Consider the following 15,258-nt stretch of genomic DNA (forward strand, 5'->3'; position numbering starts at 1 on the left):
GATTTAAGAACTACCTTTTGAATCTCTCTTATATCTTGCCTAAATGTTTATTTACAGATTCTTTGATTGATAAATCATGGTTACTTATACTGATAAGGACAGACTTGTTGCAGGTGTTCCGCTAGGAGGAATAGGAGCAGGAAAACTAGAAATAGATAACAGAATTAAAATAATAAATGTAACAATTTCAAACAATTACACTAAACCAATCAAAATACTACGAGGTTTCCACATTTTCATTAAACCAGAAGGAGAGAAAAGAGGAGGATTTCTGTTTCAAAGGGACTCCGGACTATACAGACTTTCTGAGTTTAGAGGTGATTTGATTTACGAAGGGATGTACCCTTTTGTAACGATAAGAGGGAAGAATGAGAGAATTGAGATTAATCTAGAAGCTTTTTCACCGATAATTCCCCGGGATCTTAGGAACTCCTCTTTACCCGCTATTGGATTTAGTCTAAAGGTTAAAGGAAGTAACGGTGTAGTAGCCGTCACATTCCCTAACATTGTAGGCAGTGTGAACATTGGTAGAGTTAACGAGAAAGTGAAAAACGGAGTTGTTCATAAAAATGTGAAAGCGAACGATTACGACCCAGCTAAGGGGAATACGACTTTTGTAAGCGACCATGCCGACCTCATTATCACTCAATATAATCTTAAGAAAAAGCCATCAGAAACTTCTAACTTCTGGATTTCTCCCTATGAAAATGATGATCCGTGGTTAAAACTTAACAATGATGAAAAGATAAATGACGATCCTCACGAAGTGACTGGTTATAGAGATGATCCGGCAAGCATAATAATTTCGGATTATCGTGATGGGGAAGAGATTAAATACGTATTTGCATGGTACTTTAACGGCAAGCATTTGTATTATCCTTACGGTCATTACTATGAGAATTTCTTTCGTGACTCTTTTGAAGTTGCCCAGTATTTTATGGAAAACTTTGACGCGTTAAAGGAAAAAACAAAGAAGTTTCACGAAGTTAACGTTGAGGGATGGTTAAAGGACGCTATAATAAATAGCGCCTATATATTATCTTCCAATACAATACTGGATGAGAAAGGTAGATTTGGGATATATGAAGCACCTCAAGCTTTCCCTTTTGTAAGCACCATAGCAACTTGCTACGAGTTTGGCTCACTTCCAGTCATCTTGTTTTACCCAGAACTTGAAAAGTCTTTCCTCACTTTACTTAGGAGTTACATTAGAGAAGACGATTATGTCCCACATGACTTAGGTTATAGCTCTTTAGATTCTCCTTCAGATGGAACTACATCTCCTCCTAAGTGGAAAGATACCAACCCTACTTTTATTCTGTTGGTTTATCGTTACTACAAAATGACTAACGACTTAAATTTCTTGAAAGATACTTACCCCTTGTTAATGAAAGTAATGAAATGGGAGTTAAATCAATGTAAGGACGGCCTTCCAGTTCTCGAGGGTGAAATGGATAATGCATTTGACTCCACAATAATTAAGGGACATGACAGTTATACCTCATCTCTTTTTATAGCCTCTTTGATTGCGATGAGGGAAATAGCTAAGTTAATGGGAGACAAAGAGACAGTTAAGACGATGGAAGAGAAAATTAAGGAAGCAAGGGAGAGTTTTAAGAAGATGTTTAATGGAGACTACTTTATAGCTTGGGAAGGAGAAGATTCATGTTTTACTGCACAAGTTTTTGGCGAATGGTGGACTCAATTTTTAGGCTTAGAAAGTATCGTAAATGAGGAAATGATAAAGAAAGCGTTGCAGAGTATTATAAAAATAAATGGCAACGCTTCGCCTTACTGCGTTCCTAACTTAGTTAAAGAGAATGGGAAAATTGTAACGACTTCTGTTCAAACTCACTCTTCTTGGCCAAGAATGACTTTTGCTATTTGCTGGTTAGCTTACAAGAAAGGGATTACAGACGCTTTAAACATGTGCAAAAAGGAATGGGATAACTTAGTCAGAATTGGTTATGTTTGGGATCAGCCATCAAGGATTAATGGATTTAGTGGAAAACCAGAGATGTTCTACTTAGACCATTATATAGGTAGTCCAGCAATATGGAGTTTCCTGTTTAAGTGAAATTTTTATGTTCCGGTGCCGAAATTATCCCGGTGCCGGAACTTTGTTATTTAGTACCAGACCTAAGGAGAGTAGAAGGGATTTATACGACAGAGAGAAAGAGATTGAGATAATAAAAGACAGCGTCTCCAGGGGTGAATGGGTTTCGGTACTTGGTATGAGAAGAATTGGGAAAACAAGTGTTGTAAATGTTGCGGTTAATGAAAGCGGAAGTGTGAGAGTAAGAGTCGACCTTGTCAGAATGTATAGTCCTGCGAAAAAGCAATACGGTAAGGAAGAATTTCTATTTCTGCTGTTACAAGCCGTTAACGACGCAATTAAAAATTATACTTTTCTGGGTAAGGCGTCAAGAGTGATAAGCAATATACTTGGCATTGATGAAATTGAACTAAATAAGGTAAAAGTAAAGCTAAAAAAGGTTAGGGGACAAGATGTTATATATATTTTGTCTCAACTTGAATCATTAGCAAAAGATAATAAAAAGAAGCTTGTTATCGTTTTGGATGAAGCTCAAGAACTTTCTAAAGTAGTCGGAATTAATTTTCCTTCTCTTTTTCACGACTTGTATGATAATTGTACAAGTACAGTTACAATATTTACCGGAAGTGTGATCAGATTGGTTGAGAAGACGTTAAAAGATGTTGAATATAGTGAACCATTTTTCGGTAGGTACATTAGAAAGATTGAGCTATCTAGGTTTACTAAGAGTCAAAGTAGGGACTTTCTCTCAAAAGGATTTGAAGAGGAAAAGATAAAGGTTGATGAGAGTGTAATTGAAGAAGCTGTGAAAAAGTTAGATGGAATACCAGGTTGGTTGACGCTATTTGGTTCTGAGTATTCATTTTCTGCAAAACATGGTTTAAAGGTTGAAATTGAGGAAATAGTCAGAAAAGCTGTTGAGGAAGTAAAAGATGAGACTATAAACTTCATTAAGTACTCCCAATCTCCCTTAAGGTATTCAGCTATAATTCTAGCAATAGACAGACTTGGAGGAAAAGGAAAATTACATGAAATTGTTAAAGTTGCTAGTACCCTTCTGGGAGAAGAAATTCCAAAAGGCAGAGTTTATGAAATGTTAAACAAGTTAGTTGACCTAGATTTCTTGAAAAAAGATGAAGAAGGAATTTACTCTTTTCATGATGACACTCCAGATAAGCTAGGGGTTGTTAAAGCTGCTGAAGATGTGCTTAAACTAAGATAAGCTTTTGTTTATCGGAATTACATACCAAGTTATAGTTGAACCTAATTCGTGTAATAAATCAATGTCAAAGATCTTTAAAACAAATCAAACTTGAATTCGAAATTACAACTACTAAAACCAGGTAAAGTTCAAGTTTACTTCCTATATACAATAACTAAATAATTCTATGTTTTTATAACGCCAGAGGCTTTTTTCAAGATTAACATGATTTCACATTTACAATTAAAGGTCTATCGCCACTTTCTTTTTATTAGATAACTTTAAAGGTACAACGGATTAGTTAGCATCGTGAAGATACTGAAATACGCAATACTTTATGTTCTCATATCCTCTTTCAACTATTACTTTGCTCAAGAATCAGTCCTTAACTCTTCCCCTATCACATTTAACTTAATTAGATATTTAATTTCCTCAGCCATTTTTCTTTCTTTGACAAGAAAAATAATCTTTAATAAGGACGTTCTTCAACTTTCAATCTACACAGTTACTTCATCAATCTTGTGGGCTTATGGTTTGATTTATGTAAGCCCTGCAGAATCAGCAGTCCTTAGCTATACCATGCCTCTTTTCTCAATACCAATTTCATTTTTTGTCCTTTCTGAAAGGGTAACCAACTTGGAGATTCTAGGTGTGGTAGTAGGATTCTCTGGTGTAGTACTTTACGGTTTACCATTAATACACGGTTTTACGCTGTTTGGAGCGGTACTAACAATTATCAATGCGGTCTTTTGGGCTTTATTTTCGACATTTTACAGGAAGTTAAAGGATTACGATCCATTGGCAATAAACGCCAGTCAATTTGTATTAGGAAGTGCCTTATTAGCCTTGCTATTACCCTTAGATTATAAAATCGACTTTAATTCACAGTTCCTATACGGTATCCTTTATACCTCAACTCTAGGAGGAGCAATAGCCTTCTTCTTGTGGAACTTAATGCTGAAGGTCGAGAAAGTATCCAAAGTAACGGTGCTGAGTTTTTCGGTACCAATATTAACTACAGTGATAGAGTTTGCAATATTTGGGAATCCCCCACTTTCTATTCAGATTTTCGGTATCTCACTTATGTTTATAGGGATTTTGGTTTCAAGGTTAAAGGACTTTCACCTAAGAGGAGTTGGGATAAAGCAGAAAAGAATTAAATCACTTTCTTAATGTTTATAAAGTTGGTTTATCAATTCTCTCGTAGTCTTTAGAAAGCTACCTAGGGGGCAAAGACTACGGTTAGAAAATTGAGATAGGTCGTTAACTTACTTGAAGGTCTGAATAACTAATAGCTTAAATTTCAAGTCACATATATATGCTATAGCATCAAAAGATGGAAACTGAAATCAATCCTTTGTCTTTTTACCATATCATTTCAGTAACCACTTCCAGAGTGGTATTATCTTAATCCCTTCAATTTCTCCCTCATAGTCCCAAGTTATGATCAAATTTTCATCAGTCTTTAGTTGCTCTTTAGCTTCTATCATTCCCTCAATTTCCCTCTCATTCAATTTATCAGTAGCATAAGTCACTTGAATGAGAGCAATTGGTTTAAAGTTGTTAGATAGTACAAAGTCGACTTCCTTTTCACCTTTCCAATAAAATGTCTCCCTATATCCTCTTCTCAGTAGCTCTAAAAATACTGCGTTTTCCATTGCCCTCGATACTGAAAACTCATTCCCTAATACTAATGAATAACCAGTGTCAATTACGTACAGCTTCTTTGGGTTTACCTTTCTTTTCCTTTCACTTTTCTCAAACTCCTCAACCATAAAGAGGAAATATGTTTCTTTGCCTCTTTCGAATAGTTCTATAACAGTTTCCTTGCCTATCTGAATTCCCAATCCCCTTAAGTAGTTGTAAACCTTATTTATGCTTATTGGATTAGCATAATTTTCAATTATGAACCTTAAGAAAATCTCCGCAACGTTAGGTTTAACCATCTCCAAATCTCTTACAATTACAGAATCAAAATAAGACCTCAGCAACCTTATCTTATCTTCTTCCTTCTCTTCTAATACAACAGCTGGATAGGCACCATAGTATAGGTACTCTCTCAGAAGTGAAAGAATTTTCCCCCTCTCAACTGTATAATCCATTAATGGGTTATAAGAAAAGCCCTTGAATCTGAGGAATTCCTTAAAAGACAAGGGATAAACCTCGTAATTCACGCTTCGACCTCTTAACTCCTCTGCAATTTTCTTGGGAGTTAATTCTAAAGTTGAGCCTGAAAGGAATACTCTGGCGTTTAACCTCTTTCTGAACCAGCTACCGTAATTCTTAACGTTTTGGACTTCGTCTAGGAAAATATACTTTGGTTGCTTTCCAGTGAGTTCAACGAAAGATATAAGCACCTTATCAAGGTCTTCGACTGATAGTCCCTTTAACCTATAATCCTCGAAATCAAGATACAGTATTTCGTCCCAGGAGGCTAATCCCCTTTTTATAATTTGAGAAATTGTTTGGAAAAAGAAGAAAAGTTTTGCCATTTCTTCTTCCTCCAGTAACCGTAACTATGTAATCTTTATCTAAAGGCAACGAGAAGTCCCTTTCTATTACTCTAGGTAACTGAGAACTTAACCATTCTGCTATGAAGCTTTTAATTTTGTCCTCCATTAACCTATTATTTTGCGATGAAAAATAAAAGTCTTTGGAAGACCACTTTTATCGTAAAACTGGTCTCTCAGAGACCACTTTAGTAAATGAATAGAAATAAATTCAAATACTATTTTTAATTACATCCGCTTGTTGAATGTGCATTCTTAGTAAAGTAGACATTTCGGGATTAGATCCTCTAAATATTTTCTCTGTTGTTAAGGTAAGATACTATCTCTTCCATTATGAAAGATAACAAGATTAGGGTTCAGAAAAGAATTTGAAAGTCCTTTCCAACTTATTATTATGAAAGGTCAGCTATGGTTTATTGGAGCTGGTCTATCAATTCTCCAGATAATTGTAGGAAACTTAATGATATTTTATGGTATTTCGTCTTTACTACTTACTTTTCACGTTTTAATTCCGCTATTAATCCTCTTAATTATAATTTTTGGATATAGGAAAGTGAAGAGCAGGATTGAAAAGAGAATGCTTATAGGCAACTTAGGACTTCTCGTGGTAACTGGTATTCTCGGTTATTTTATTTATACTAATGGAAACCCAATACTTTCTGTTATTCATTTAATTCTTGCTTTAGGTCTAGTATCGAACTTTTCAGTACTTTATGGATTTGAGAGGAGACAGTTGTAAAATAATATAATAAATTACTTTAAAATTGATTATAAATAAGTTATGCTAATATATTCGTGTTATTCCTTTTGATTTAAAATGAAACTACGAGGAGTAACACAAGAGAAACTAATGGAGAATTGAAAAAGAGAAGCTGAAGCCAAGCTACCAGGCGTTAGGATAAGCACAATTAAAGGACTTCATAATGTATATGAAAAGAGAAGAGTTTCAGTTATTTTAATGTAAAATAACAAAGATGGTAATTAATCTTGAAACATTGAAGTTTATCCAAATGGAATTTTTAGTAACTTGGGATGGTCAAAAAATTTAAATAGGAAAAATGATAATTTATAACGAAGGCAGGGAAATTAGAGGATATCCGCCTCATCATGGTTCAGAGGCTTGATTCCTCATCATTTTTCCCTGCCCATCTCTGATATTTTACTACAAATAAAAAACCTTTACGGAAAACAAAGTGGTAATACTAGCTATAACGTGACTAATGTCAACCTAATAATATTAATTGGAGTACACAGATCCGATGATACATCTATGAACATGTAATTTGAAAAGTGCTAAGTTCCCTAACTGGTTAAGAATCTAAGCTGAAGACCTTGAAAAATTTCCTTGGCGAGAAAAGTAAGATTACTGTTCTATTTGTCTAAGCACTATAAGTCTCATTACTGTTTATATTATACATTTCATCCCAAAATGCCTTTTCATATGCTTGGATAGTGAAGCTAATAGTTTTAAGTCTCTCAATTTGTCTCTCGTTAACTAAAGAGGAAATTCTCTTCTCTAACTCTTCGTAAGATCCTTTAAATGAGTCAAAGAAACCAGTTTCCTTAATCCAGTACTTCTCTTTCAAAAGGTCTCCAATTTTTGTAACTACATTTGCCCAAACCGGGACATTTACGATTAAAGCAAATAGAAACTCAGATGGTTCTACGTAGTTAGCTAACCATGAAAGATAATGTGTATAACTAACTGCTTGAGGGGATATATTGCACAACAAGGGATCTTTAATTTCTAAGTTTAACTCTTTCATAAGCTTTTCTAATTCTTTCAGTGCTTTGTAATCCCCGTCCAAAAAAGCTTTGAACAAATCCAGTTCATTTAAGCTACTCCTTGAAAAGCCAATTGCAATAGACCTCACATCATGATTAACAATATACCATTCGTTAACTACTATAGCTTCTATAGTTTTTCTCCTTAATTTTCCTTCCTCAGCAACTTTAAGTATAGGGTGATTTAAGATTTGCTGATTAATACCTGCCAGATCTTTTCTTATTAGTTCGAATGCATTCATATATGTAAAAAGATAATTTCGATATTTAAATCATTTACTATAATAATTAGAAAATCTTGTTTAGACAGTTTCCCTTCTCATTTAACATTTTATATTTCCCTTCTCTTTATCTTCTAACACTGTGACTATTTAGCGCTAAATCAATCTTCTTTATCAACTCATTAGTAGTTGAGAGAAAAACTTGTTTCATGACAATTTTACCAAAGTTTTTAATTGGTGTCAGTCTTGGTTAATCTCGTTCTAGTAAGTTTTTGATTTAAATATAAGTCTCAATAAGAACCCTAATGATTTAGGTGTCAGTTATAAATCTTCATAAAAATAAGCTACATTTATGAAATTACCTTCACTCATAATGCCCTCAGAACCTTCATCTGGGTCAGAATTTGTGATCAAAAGAACTCAATCACTTCTAATTATATTAAGGAAAGAATCTATTTTGAAGAAAAGAAACTTTATCACAGAAAGTATAGAAAGCATATCTTACCTTATAAAGTGATTAACGGAGGTAAATAGAAATGAGAAGAGTACTTAAAAATCACGGTTTATATTCTGTAGGAATATTTAGCTATATAGTCTCATTAATTCCATTCTTAGGAATAAACTTAGTAAGGGCTTTAGTTTTACTTCCTATAGCCCTATTAACGTTAATTGTAGCTGACTATTTGCAACCATCTTTAATGAGTTTTAGGATAAGAGCTAAAGAGATTGTACTATCAGCCTTACTTGCAATACCATATCTCTTTGTGATTAGTATATATCTCATGATACCCCTTATCCTGCTAGTTCTAACGCTCTTATCTTACTGGAAAAGGAATTTAATGCTAGGAAATGTTTTAGGTACCGCGTTCATATCCTCACTGTCATTTGCGTGGCTAGGTTTCGTTAATAACAGTTTAGTACTGCCATCAGTTTATTGGTTACTTTACATCTTGTGTGGAGCATTATATGTAGAGTATAAGCTTCCTATTAGAAAACTAGACAGAAGGGTTGTGCAATTATCATGGCTTGCATCTCTCGCAATTTTGATTTTACTTACTATGAAAAGTTCATTGCCGTTGATGCTACTAACTGTAATTGAACCATCGTCACGCTTTTTCTTCCCTGGTAATAAATTGGCTTCAATGAAGGATGTTGCGAAGTTAGGCAGGAGAGGTGCTAAAAAAGATGTATTGTTCATAGCTCTGCTAATTTTTACGTCCGTTCTCTCTAAATTTTTAAGTCTTTAATTCAATAGAATTATAAAAATTCGAAAGTAAATTTTTTCGGTTTAATGTTCACTATCAACAATCCATATCTGGAAAATCGTTAAAGTCATTTTATAAAGATCTGTTTAAGAAGTGTAGATAGAGCGGTAAAGTAAGTTTTTGCAACAGCTTTATATGGCCAGATTGAAATACTGAACTTAAATGGAATTCAACCCTTTCGAACTTCCACTTCTTCCATTGCCTGTGGAATTCATCATGGACTTTGTTGCGCTGTTTCTTTCGGCTGAATTAATATCCCTTTCGGCTGAAGGCTTAGCTGGTAGGCTAGGCAAAGGGTTTACTGGTGGTATAATAGTGGGACTAGCAACAGCTTTACCAGAGACAATATTTGTTTTAATAGCAACACTAGCAAATAAGCCAGATATAGCAATAGGCTCAGCTTTGGGTGCTAACGTTGTACTGTTTACTTTTGGGATTGGTATGGTAGGTATTTTACAAATCTTAAAGTGGAAGAAGCCGGGAGTAATAACTGGTGAGTATAAGATAGAAGAGAGGCATTTGCTGATCTCAAATATAGCATTAATAATACTCTATCTTATAGGAATTTTAAACCCTGTAACTGGAGTAATAATTTTCACCTTATATTTCTTGTACGTTTGGGAAAGGTATAAGGAATATAAAAAGTTCTCAACAGAAAATGAGGTTGAAGAAGTTTCAATGCCTAAGTATATTACCTTTCTCTTGATAGGTACGTTATTGATGGTGATATTCGGTCATAGGTTCGTTTATACCATTGAGGGTATAGGACATGCTTTAGGAGCTGACCCAGCACTGATTTCGCTTTTAATTTCGCCGATAGCTGCTGAGCTTGGAGAAAAAATATCAGCTTTTAGGCTCGTGTTACATTCCCCGGAGAACTTTACACTATCCTTGCTAAGTTTCATAGGAAGTAAGATAGAGAATATGACAATATTAATAGGAGTTATAGGAATGTTCAATTTCGAAGGGGTAATGGTTAGGGAGTATCCTAAAGAGTTTATTTCAGCTATTGCAACAACGTTCTTAGCCTTGTATGTGTTATACGATAGAAAAATGGGGTTAATAGAGAGTGTAGTAGTTACCCTACTTTACTTCATCATAGTCTTCTTGCTTCTAATATTATGAAGGTAAGGAAAAGAGAAAAACGACAAATTATTTATCTTCTACTATACTCACTATTTCTTAAGGCATTTACGTCTATCATTTCAGTTATTAGATCCTAAGTGAATTTTTAAATCAGAAGAGTATAAATAAAAAATAAATTCCATAGCAACTTACCTTAAATGATAGTCTTTCATGATAGATGTTGTCTTTCAGTTTATGGTTTTTTGCATAATTTACATCTCCAATCTAAGGGAACTACAGCTAACTTCACTTCCTCTAGCATCAACTTAGCTTGTTCTTCCTCCTCTAATGTGTCTAACTCCGGGTACACGCTCCCCTCCTCAGTTTTATCATGCCCTAACAGTACCCTCATAAATCCACCAATCCTCTTTTTTGCATTTTCAACATCATTAGCATCTAAAAACTCCTTAACTTGATCTATCAGTGCCCACATACTTGCATGCTCCCCTTCTAATCCTTTTATGATTGCTAAAAGAGATGTATTGTTAATCTTCTTGAACAGAAACTCCTCTTCCCAATAAATATGATTAACATAAGCCCTTCTTATTTCCTCTAAAAGAGAAGGAGTAGGGTTTTGAATGAAATCATTTATTAGTTCCTCAAGCCTTCTGTGATCCAATGTTAAGACGGTTCCTAACACAAGACTTCACTAATATTGTTTATAGTAAGGTACTATTTCAATTATTTCATTCCTTTTTCTGTTGGGGAAGTATAAGTTATAGTAGAAACCGATTTCAATTTTGTCGTCTAATAGTACGTAGAACTTTCTTTTTTCAATGTCTTTCTTCTTATCACATTCTATGAAAACATCCTCACTTTTTACTACCCTTTTGTTAGTAGCTTTTGCTAGCTCTTCTACTTGTTCTATGAACTCATCTTTCAAGTCCTTTAGCATGTATAACTCTGAATCCCAGTATGCAGAACCATTAATATAAAGTACACCGTTGGTTTCACTCACATAAGCCAATGGATTATAGGGAATATCGAAGTAGAATGTTGATCCACCGATAGGAGCTTCTAATGTTTTGACATAAAGAAGCTTTCTCCTTAGTTCTTCTTCCTCTCTTCTTACTTGAACTTGAGTTGTTATCATTATTTATCACCGCATAACCATTGTTTTTGGATAAAATAAAATGAAGACCTAACATCTTAGTGGATTTAAACATCTAAACAAATTAAAATTAGACTTACCGTTTAGGTTACTACTATTTAACTTTAAATGACGAAAGATAAATTGGTGAGAAAACGGGAATAGACCCAAACTATAGGACAAGCAAACCAGTTGTAGGAGAACATGCAGGATATAAAATATATCGTCCAGAAAATCCACCTAAGGTTCTTGGTGTACATGGAACAATAGTTGGAGTAGATTTCGATGTATGTATTGCTGATGGTTCGTGTATAAATGCGTGTCCAGTTAACGTATTCCAATGGTATGATACACCCGGGCACCCCGCATCTGAAAAGAAAGCAGATCCAGTAAATGAACAAGCTTGTATATTCTGTATGGCTTGTGTAAACGTATGTCCAGTAGCTGCAATAGATGTAAAACCACCATGACTACAAGGTGAATAGGGCAATCTACTAGTTAAGTAGATTTCTTTTTGGGTTTCCCTTCGTTCTTCTTCTATCAAATAGTTAATTGGTAAATCTTAAAACATAAAGGTCTTAGTTACTCATAGGTCTTTCAGATTAAAAGTGCATAATGATAGTTTCTCTTGCGATGGATAACTATTAATATAGGTTACGCTAAATTATATAGTATGAAAGTATTCGTAGTACATCAATGGGAAGATAGTCAAAAAGATACAGTAATGAATTTCTTCAACCAGCTTACTAGCATGGCAAAGGAGAAAAAACTTCCTAAAGGAATGAAACTAGAGAGAGTCGACATTTCTGAGGATGCAAAAACTGCAGTATGTCAATGGGACGTAGAAAATATGGATCAATTAATGCAAGCAGCCCAACAGTTCAAGATTTCATGGAAAATAACGCCATTCACTCCTAAAACGTTATACGAACATAAGTTATTATAAATAGTTATTATAAATAAAGTAATATCTATCCTTTTTTTCTTTTCAATTTTATCAATTTCTTTAAACATTAATAGCTAGTTGCTAAGATCGTTCTTTGCATTATATCTTTATAAGAAGAAGTTATAATGTTTTCATCATTTTTATTTAACAATTCCTATTCAGTTTTGTCTAAGTAGTATTTAACAACCTTTTTTAACGCTCTTCGTAATATTTCCTCTAGTGTAGGTGCTGAAACACCTAATTTCTCAGCCAATTCTGTTAAAGTTATCCTCCTATCTTCCTCAAAGTATCCTAATTTATAAGCCAACTTCAGTATTTCCATCTGTCTTTCTGTTAAGTCGTTGCTATCAATCTCAGAAGTGTTTAGAACAGTGACCTTTACTCCTTGATTAGTAAGGTTAGACAAAAATGCTTTTAGTGAACTTGTATTGGGCACAAGGAGTGTATAAAGAACCGTCCTTTCTTTAACTACTTTTATCTTTTCAACAACAACATCAGAAGTATATAGTGTTTTGCAAACCGAACATCCGTTAGTCCTAACCCATACTTTATTATCAGTTAGCGTTTCCCAGACCACGTCATTTCTAGTTACCTTTACATACTTTCGATCCATGATCTGGGTTAGCCCTAGGTGTGGGATCATCAGCTTCAACCACACCGCATGGGGCTCAGTCGAGCCCAACGCCATGGGGCTCCCATTTGAGGTTTTGCTGTCAACTCCTCCCTCCACGCATCGCGCATCATCATGAGGAGTTTCATACAGCTTTACCTCAAGATGATTAGTTTTAATTAAGAGTATATAAATTTATCGTTATATTAGGAACAGCCCCAGTGCTTTCAAACTCGTAGACTTTAGCTTTATTAACTCTTCCCTTTTCACCTCTTTCTTAAAAAGCACTACATGATCAGTAACACTATCACCTAGCTTTACATGTTCTACGCTTGCTTCAAGACCAGTTGCTGATATAACTTTCATTACCTCACAAGGATGATCCTCTACGAGAATTGTTACTTCGAATGGTGAGCTAACCACACTTATAACTTTTCACCGTCTTTTAATAATCTTTTTTCTAAGTACTCCTTCAAAGCTATCGCGTTGTTATACGGCGACCTAGAAGCGTAAAGGAGTGTTACATTTTCTCCTTTTTTGACAAATTGAAGTAAGATGCTTGTCTTAGGGTTCTTATCAAGTTCTTCAAAGTACTTCTTTTTGAACTCCTCCCATTTATCAGGGTCGTGGTTATACCACTCCCTTAACTCATCACTGGGTGCTATATCTTTTAACCATACGTCAACTTTATTTTTCTTTACACCTCTGGGCCACAGTCTATCTACTATAATCCTTATGCCATCGTCACCCTCTATAGGTTCATAAACTCTTTTTACTTTAATCATAAGAAAAGTTCCTTCTTTAATTTTAAAAAGAGTAGACCTAATAGGTTAGGTAGTTAGAAAGAAGAACATTTCCTCCCTAGGTTGAAAGATTTTAATGAAGAGAACTTCGTTCTTTAAATTCTACAAGCTTTTATTTTGTCAGCCAGATTCCAAAAAGCCGTGTAAATTCACGTGATTAAAGTCTATTCGTCTTTGTATATCTCTACAATTTCACTGCTAGCAATTGCGCCCTTCCTTAGCAAGTCTTTATCATCACTAACAAGTTTAATTCCGTATTTTTTGCTTAAGTATAAAAACGTGGCATCATAATAAGTTAAGTTCTCGTTAATACTCAAACTAACAATTTCTTTGTTTAGCTTAACATCTTCAGCATCGACGAATTTTAAAATTTTTATAAACATATCAGTTAGATCTTCTCGCTTCTTTTTCCATAGAATATTTCCTATCTCATAAAATGCCAAACTTGAAGTTAGACTCTCTTTAAATACGTCTATTACTTTATCTTCTAAGTTTATAATTAAAGAGTATATAGCGCTAGAGTCCAATACATACTCTTTACTCTTTCTCATCTATTATCCCTGTCTTCTCTTATGGATTTTACAACCTCTTCTATTGTTATGTTACTCTCTCTTAATGCTTCTGCTAATTCCTTTGCTGCTTTTCTCGCTTCATCCTCTTCTTTCTTTTTAACCTCTTCCTCTAAAGCTTTCCTAAGAACTTCAGAGACATTTATCCCGTACTCTTTTGCTTTCTCCAATAACTCTTTTTTAACCTTTGTGGAAACTGTAACCCAACTCACATTTCTTATTACATTTCATGTAGTAATAAATTTTACTACACAGTTAGTAGTCATTGACCTCCTCCCCAACCTAAAGAGCAAGGCTTTCAGTTGTAAGGTTTTGTGTAATGAATATGTAATTATTCAGCACACATAATTTATTTTATAAATAAAAGGTATTGAAGGTTGAATACTATCGTAATTTTCTGTCAAATAGGTTTTATCAATACTCAATATCGGATGTACTTGTATACTCAAATCAAAAAGTGTATCATGTATTTATAACCGAAAGTATTTGGTTGGAGGAAGTAAGGCATTGTTTGAATAAAAAAGCTCTGTAGAAATCCTCAATGAGATTCTTGTTAGATCAACCTATATACCTTATGGCATCGAGGGATTTTGTCATCTTTGTATCTTCCATAAAACTGACAAAATCCCGCTAAATAACCAGTTTACTAGGGATTTCTACAAAGCTTGAATAAAGTAAAGTTTATATAAGCGTTAAGAGAGATCTAAAATGATAAATATGATAGACTCAGCGACTGATATTTTAATCCTCGTAATTGTTGTGTTAGTAGTATTCTTCGGCTCATCTAAAATCCCAGAAATATTTAGATCTCTGGGAAGAGCTACTGGTGAATTTAAGAAGGGACAGTTAGAGGCGGAGATGGAAATTACTAAAATGCAATCGGAGGCTCCTCAGCAAACAACTACAGATCTAGAAAGTAAGATTAAAGAGCTTGAAAAGCAAATTGAAGAATTAAAAAGGCAACAAATTCAAGCTAAATAGTTTTCAAATTTTTATCTCATTTATTTTTGCCCTATTCATTTAGTCAGAGAACGAGTAAAACCCGTTCATTAAAAAGAAATGATGTTATCAGCTTTT

General features: G+C 34.3%; 18 protein-coding genes. 9 read left to right on the plus strand and 9 right to left on the minus strand.

All coding sequences use genetic code 11. The features are described from left to right. Positions 1-76 precede the first annotated feature (76 nt). From AC3OCB_RS05505 to AC3OCB_RS05515, 3 genes are all read left to right on the plus strand, one after another. On the plus strand, positions 77-2,077 hold the full coding sequence (locus AC3OCB_RS05505) for a GH116 family glycosyl hydrolase (protein ID WP_498341260.1): 2,001 nt from the start codon (positions 77-79) through the stop codon (positions 2,075-2,077). Positions 2,078-2,084: 7 nt separating this feature from the next. After that, entirely contained in the window at positions 2,085-3,278 is a 1,194-nt protein-coding gene (locus AC3OCB_RS05510; protein ID WP_498341261.1) for an AAA family ATPase, read from the plus strand. Between the two features lie 288 nt (positions 3,279-3,566). After that, positions 3,567-4,430: a DMT family transporter gene (locus AC3OCB_RS05515; protein WP_498341262.1), complete on the plus strand. Its 864-nt coding sequence runs from the start codon at positions 3,567-3,569 to the stop codon at positions 4,428-4,430. Positions 4,431-4,630: 200 nt separating this feature from the next. Here AC3OCB_RS05515 and AC3OCB_RS05520 read toward each other — a convergent pair whose 3' ends face one another. Next, a complete protein-coding gene (locus AC3OCB_RS05520; protein WP_498341263.1) occupies positions 4,631-5,749 on the minus strand; it encodes an ATP-binding protein in 1,119 nt (372 codons plus the stop codon). 412 nt (positions 5,750-6,161) lie between these two features. Between AC3OCB_RS05520 and AC3OCB_RS05525 the strand changes: the two genes are divergently transcribed. Continuing rightward, a complete protein-coding gene (locus tag AC3OCB_RS05525; RefSeq protein WP_498341264.1) occupies positions 6,162-6,506 on the plus strand; it encodes a hypothetical protein in 345 nt (114 codons plus the stop codon). A gap of 640 nt (positions 6,507-7,146) precedes the next feature. Here the strand turns inward: AC3OCB_RS05525 and AC3OCB_RS05530 are convergent. Continuing rightward, complete coding sequence (locus AC3OCB_RS05530) at positions 7,147-7,794, minus strand: thiaminase II/PqqC family protein (protein ID WP_498341265.1); 648 nt, start codon at positions 7,792-7,794, stop codon at positions 7,147-7,149. 515 nt (positions 7,795-8,309) lie between these two features. Here AC3OCB_RS05530 and AC3OCB_RS05535 point away from each other — a divergent pair. After that, positions 8,310-9,020, plus strand: a complete 711-nt coding sequence (locus AC3OCB_RS05535; protein WP_498341266.1) for a hypothetical protein — start codon at positions 8,310-8,312, stop codon at positions 9,018-9,020. Between the two features lie 180 nt (positions 9,021-9,200). Next, positions 9,201-10,163, plus strand: a complete 963-nt coding sequence (locus AC3OCB_RS05540; protein ID WP_498341267.1) for a sodium:calcium antiporter — start codon at positions 9,201-9,203, stop codon at positions 10,161-10,163. A 193-nt stretch (positions 10,164-10,356) separates the two neighbouring features. On the opposite strand, the gene AC3OCB_RS05545 is transcribed toward AC3OCB_RS05540, so the two are convergent. Next, positions 10,357-10,803: a hemerythrin domain-containing protein gene (locus tag AC3OCB_RS05545; protein ID WP_498341268.1), complete on the minus strand. Its 447-nt coding sequence runs from the start codon at positions 10,801-10,803 to the stop codon at positions 10,357-10,359. Positions 10,804-10,812: 9 nt separating this feature from the next. Next, a complete protein-coding gene (locus tag AC3OCB_RS05550) occupies positions 10,813-11,256 on the minus strand; it encodes a hypothetical protein (protein ID WP_498341269.1) in 444 nt (147 codons plus the stop codon). A gap of 140 nt (positions 11,257-11,396) precedes the next feature. On the opposite strand from AC3OCB_RS05550, the gene AC3OCB_RS05555 reads away from it, so the two are divergent. Both AC3OCB_RS05555 and AC3OCB_RS05560 read left to right on the plus strand, forming a co-directional pair. Further along, positions 11,397-11,723, plus strand: coding sequence for a 4Fe-4S dicluster domain-containing protein (locus AC3OCB_RS05555; RefSeq protein ID WP_498341281.1), 327 nt, complete (start codon positions 11,397-11,399; stop codon positions 11,721-11,723). 203 nt (positions 11,724-11,926) lie between these two features. Beyond that, positions 11,927-12,199 (plus strand): hypothetical protein, encoded by a 273-nt coding sequence (locus AC3OCB_RS05560; protein ID WP_498341270.1) that lies wholly within the window; start codon positions 11,927-11,929, stop codon positions 12,197-12,199. A gap of 154 nt (positions 12,200-12,353) precedes the next feature. Here AC3OCB_RS05560 and AC3OCB_RS05565 read toward each other — a convergent pair whose 3' ends face one another. The 5 genes from AC3OCB_RS05565 to AC3OCB_RS05585 form a co-directional block, all read right to left on the minus strand. Then, on the minus strand, positions 12,354-12,929 hold the full coding sequence (locus tag AC3OCB_RS05565; RefSeq protein ID WP_498341271.1) for a helix-turn-helix domain-containing protein: 576 nt from the start codon (positions 12,927-12,929) through the stop codon (positions 12,354-12,356). An 81-nt stretch (positions 12,930-13,010) separates the two neighbouring features. Further along, the gene (locus AC3OCB_RS05570) at positions 13,011-13,232 is read right to left on the minus strand and encodes a hypothetical protein (RefSeq protein WP_498341272.1); all 222 of its coding nucleotides are present in this window, start codon (positions 13,230-13,232) and stop codon (positions 13,011-13,013) included. Between the two features lie 2 nt (positions 13,233-13,234). Further along, positions 13,235-13,594 carry a DUF488 domain-containing protein gene (locus AC3OCB_RS05575; protein WP_498341273.1) on the minus strand — a complete coding sequence of 120 codons (360 nt, stop codon included), beginning with the start codon at positions 13,592-13,594 and terminating at the stop codon, positions 13,235-13,237. 182 nt (positions 13,595-13,776) lie between these two features. Then, a complete protein-coding gene (locus tag AC3OCB_RS05580) occupies positions 13,777-14,163 on the minus strand; it encodes a type II toxin-antitoxin system VapC family toxin (RefSeq protein ID WP_498341274.1) in 387 nt (128 codons plus the stop codon). Next, positions 14,160-14,393: an AF_0619 family ribbon-helix-helix protein gene (locus AC3OCB_RS05585; protein ID WP_498341275.1), complete on the minus strand. Its 234-nt coding sequence runs from the start codon at positions 14,391-14,393 to the stop codon at positions 14,160-14,162. Before AC3OCB_RS05585 ends, AC3OCB_RS05580 begins: the two co-directional genes overlap by 4 nt. Positions 14,394-14,898: 505 nt before the next feature. Between AC3OCB_RS05585 and AC3OCB_RS05590 the strand changes: the two genes are divergently transcribed. Further along, a complete protein-coding gene (locus tag AC3OCB_RS05590; RefSeq protein WP_498341282.1) occupies positions 14,899-15,162 on the plus strand; it encodes a twin-arginine translocase TatA/TatE family subunit in 264 nt (87 codons plus the stop codon). Positions 15,163-15,258 lie beyond the last annotated feature (96 nt).

The sequence above is a fragment of the Sulfurisphaera sp. genome (genome assembly GCF_059755235.1).

Coding starts and splice junctions, on each gene's coding strand:
- AC3OCB_RS05550 (WP_498341269.1), bottom strand. CDS start 11,256: ATGATAACAACTCAAGTTCAAGTAAGAAGAGAGGAAGAAGAACTAAGG.
- AC3OCB_RS05575 (WP_498341273.1), bottom strand. CDS start 13,594: ATGATTAAAGTAAAAAGAGTTTATGAACCTATAGAGGGTGACGATGGC.
- AC3OCB_RS05520 (WP_498341263.1), bottom strand. CDS start 5,749: ATGGCAAAACTTTTCTTCTTTTTCCAAACAATTTCTCAAATTATAAAA.
- AC3OCB_RS05580 (WP_498341274.1), bottom strand. CDS start 14,163: ATGAGAAAGAGTAAAGAGTATGTATTGGACTCTAGCGCTATATACTCT.
- AC3OCB_RS05560 (WP_498341270.1), top strand. CDS start 11,927: ATGAAAGTATTCGTAGTACATCAATGGGAAGATAGTCAAAAAGATACA.
- AC3OCB_RS05540 (WP_498341267.1), top strand. CDS start 9,201: ATGGAATTCAACCCTTTCGAACTTCCACTTCTTCCATTGCCTGTGGAA.
- AC3OCB_RS05535 (WP_498341266.1), top strand. CDS start 8,310: ATGAGAAGAGTACTTAAAAATCACGGTTTATATTCTGTAGGAATATTT.
- AC3OCB_RS05590 (WP_498341282.1), top strand. CDS start 14,899: ATGATAGACTCAGCGACTGATATTTTAATCCTCGTAATTGTTGTGTTA.
- AC3OCB_RS05505 (WP_498341260.1), top strand. CDS start 77: ATGGTTACTTATACTGATAAGGACAGACTTGTTGCAGGTGTTCCGCTA.
- AC3OCB_RS05510 (WP_498341261.1), top strand. CDS start 2,085: ATGTTCCGGTGCCGAAATTATCCCGGTGCCGGAACTTTGTTATTTAGT.
- AC3OCB_RS05530 (WP_498341265.1), bottom strand. CDS start 7,794: ATGAATGCATTCGAACTAATAAGAAAAGATCTGGCAGGTATTAATCAG.
- AC3OCB_RS05525 (WP_498341264.1), top strand. CDS start 6,162: ATGAAAGGTCAGCTATGGTTTATTGGAGCTGGTCTATCAATTCTCCAG.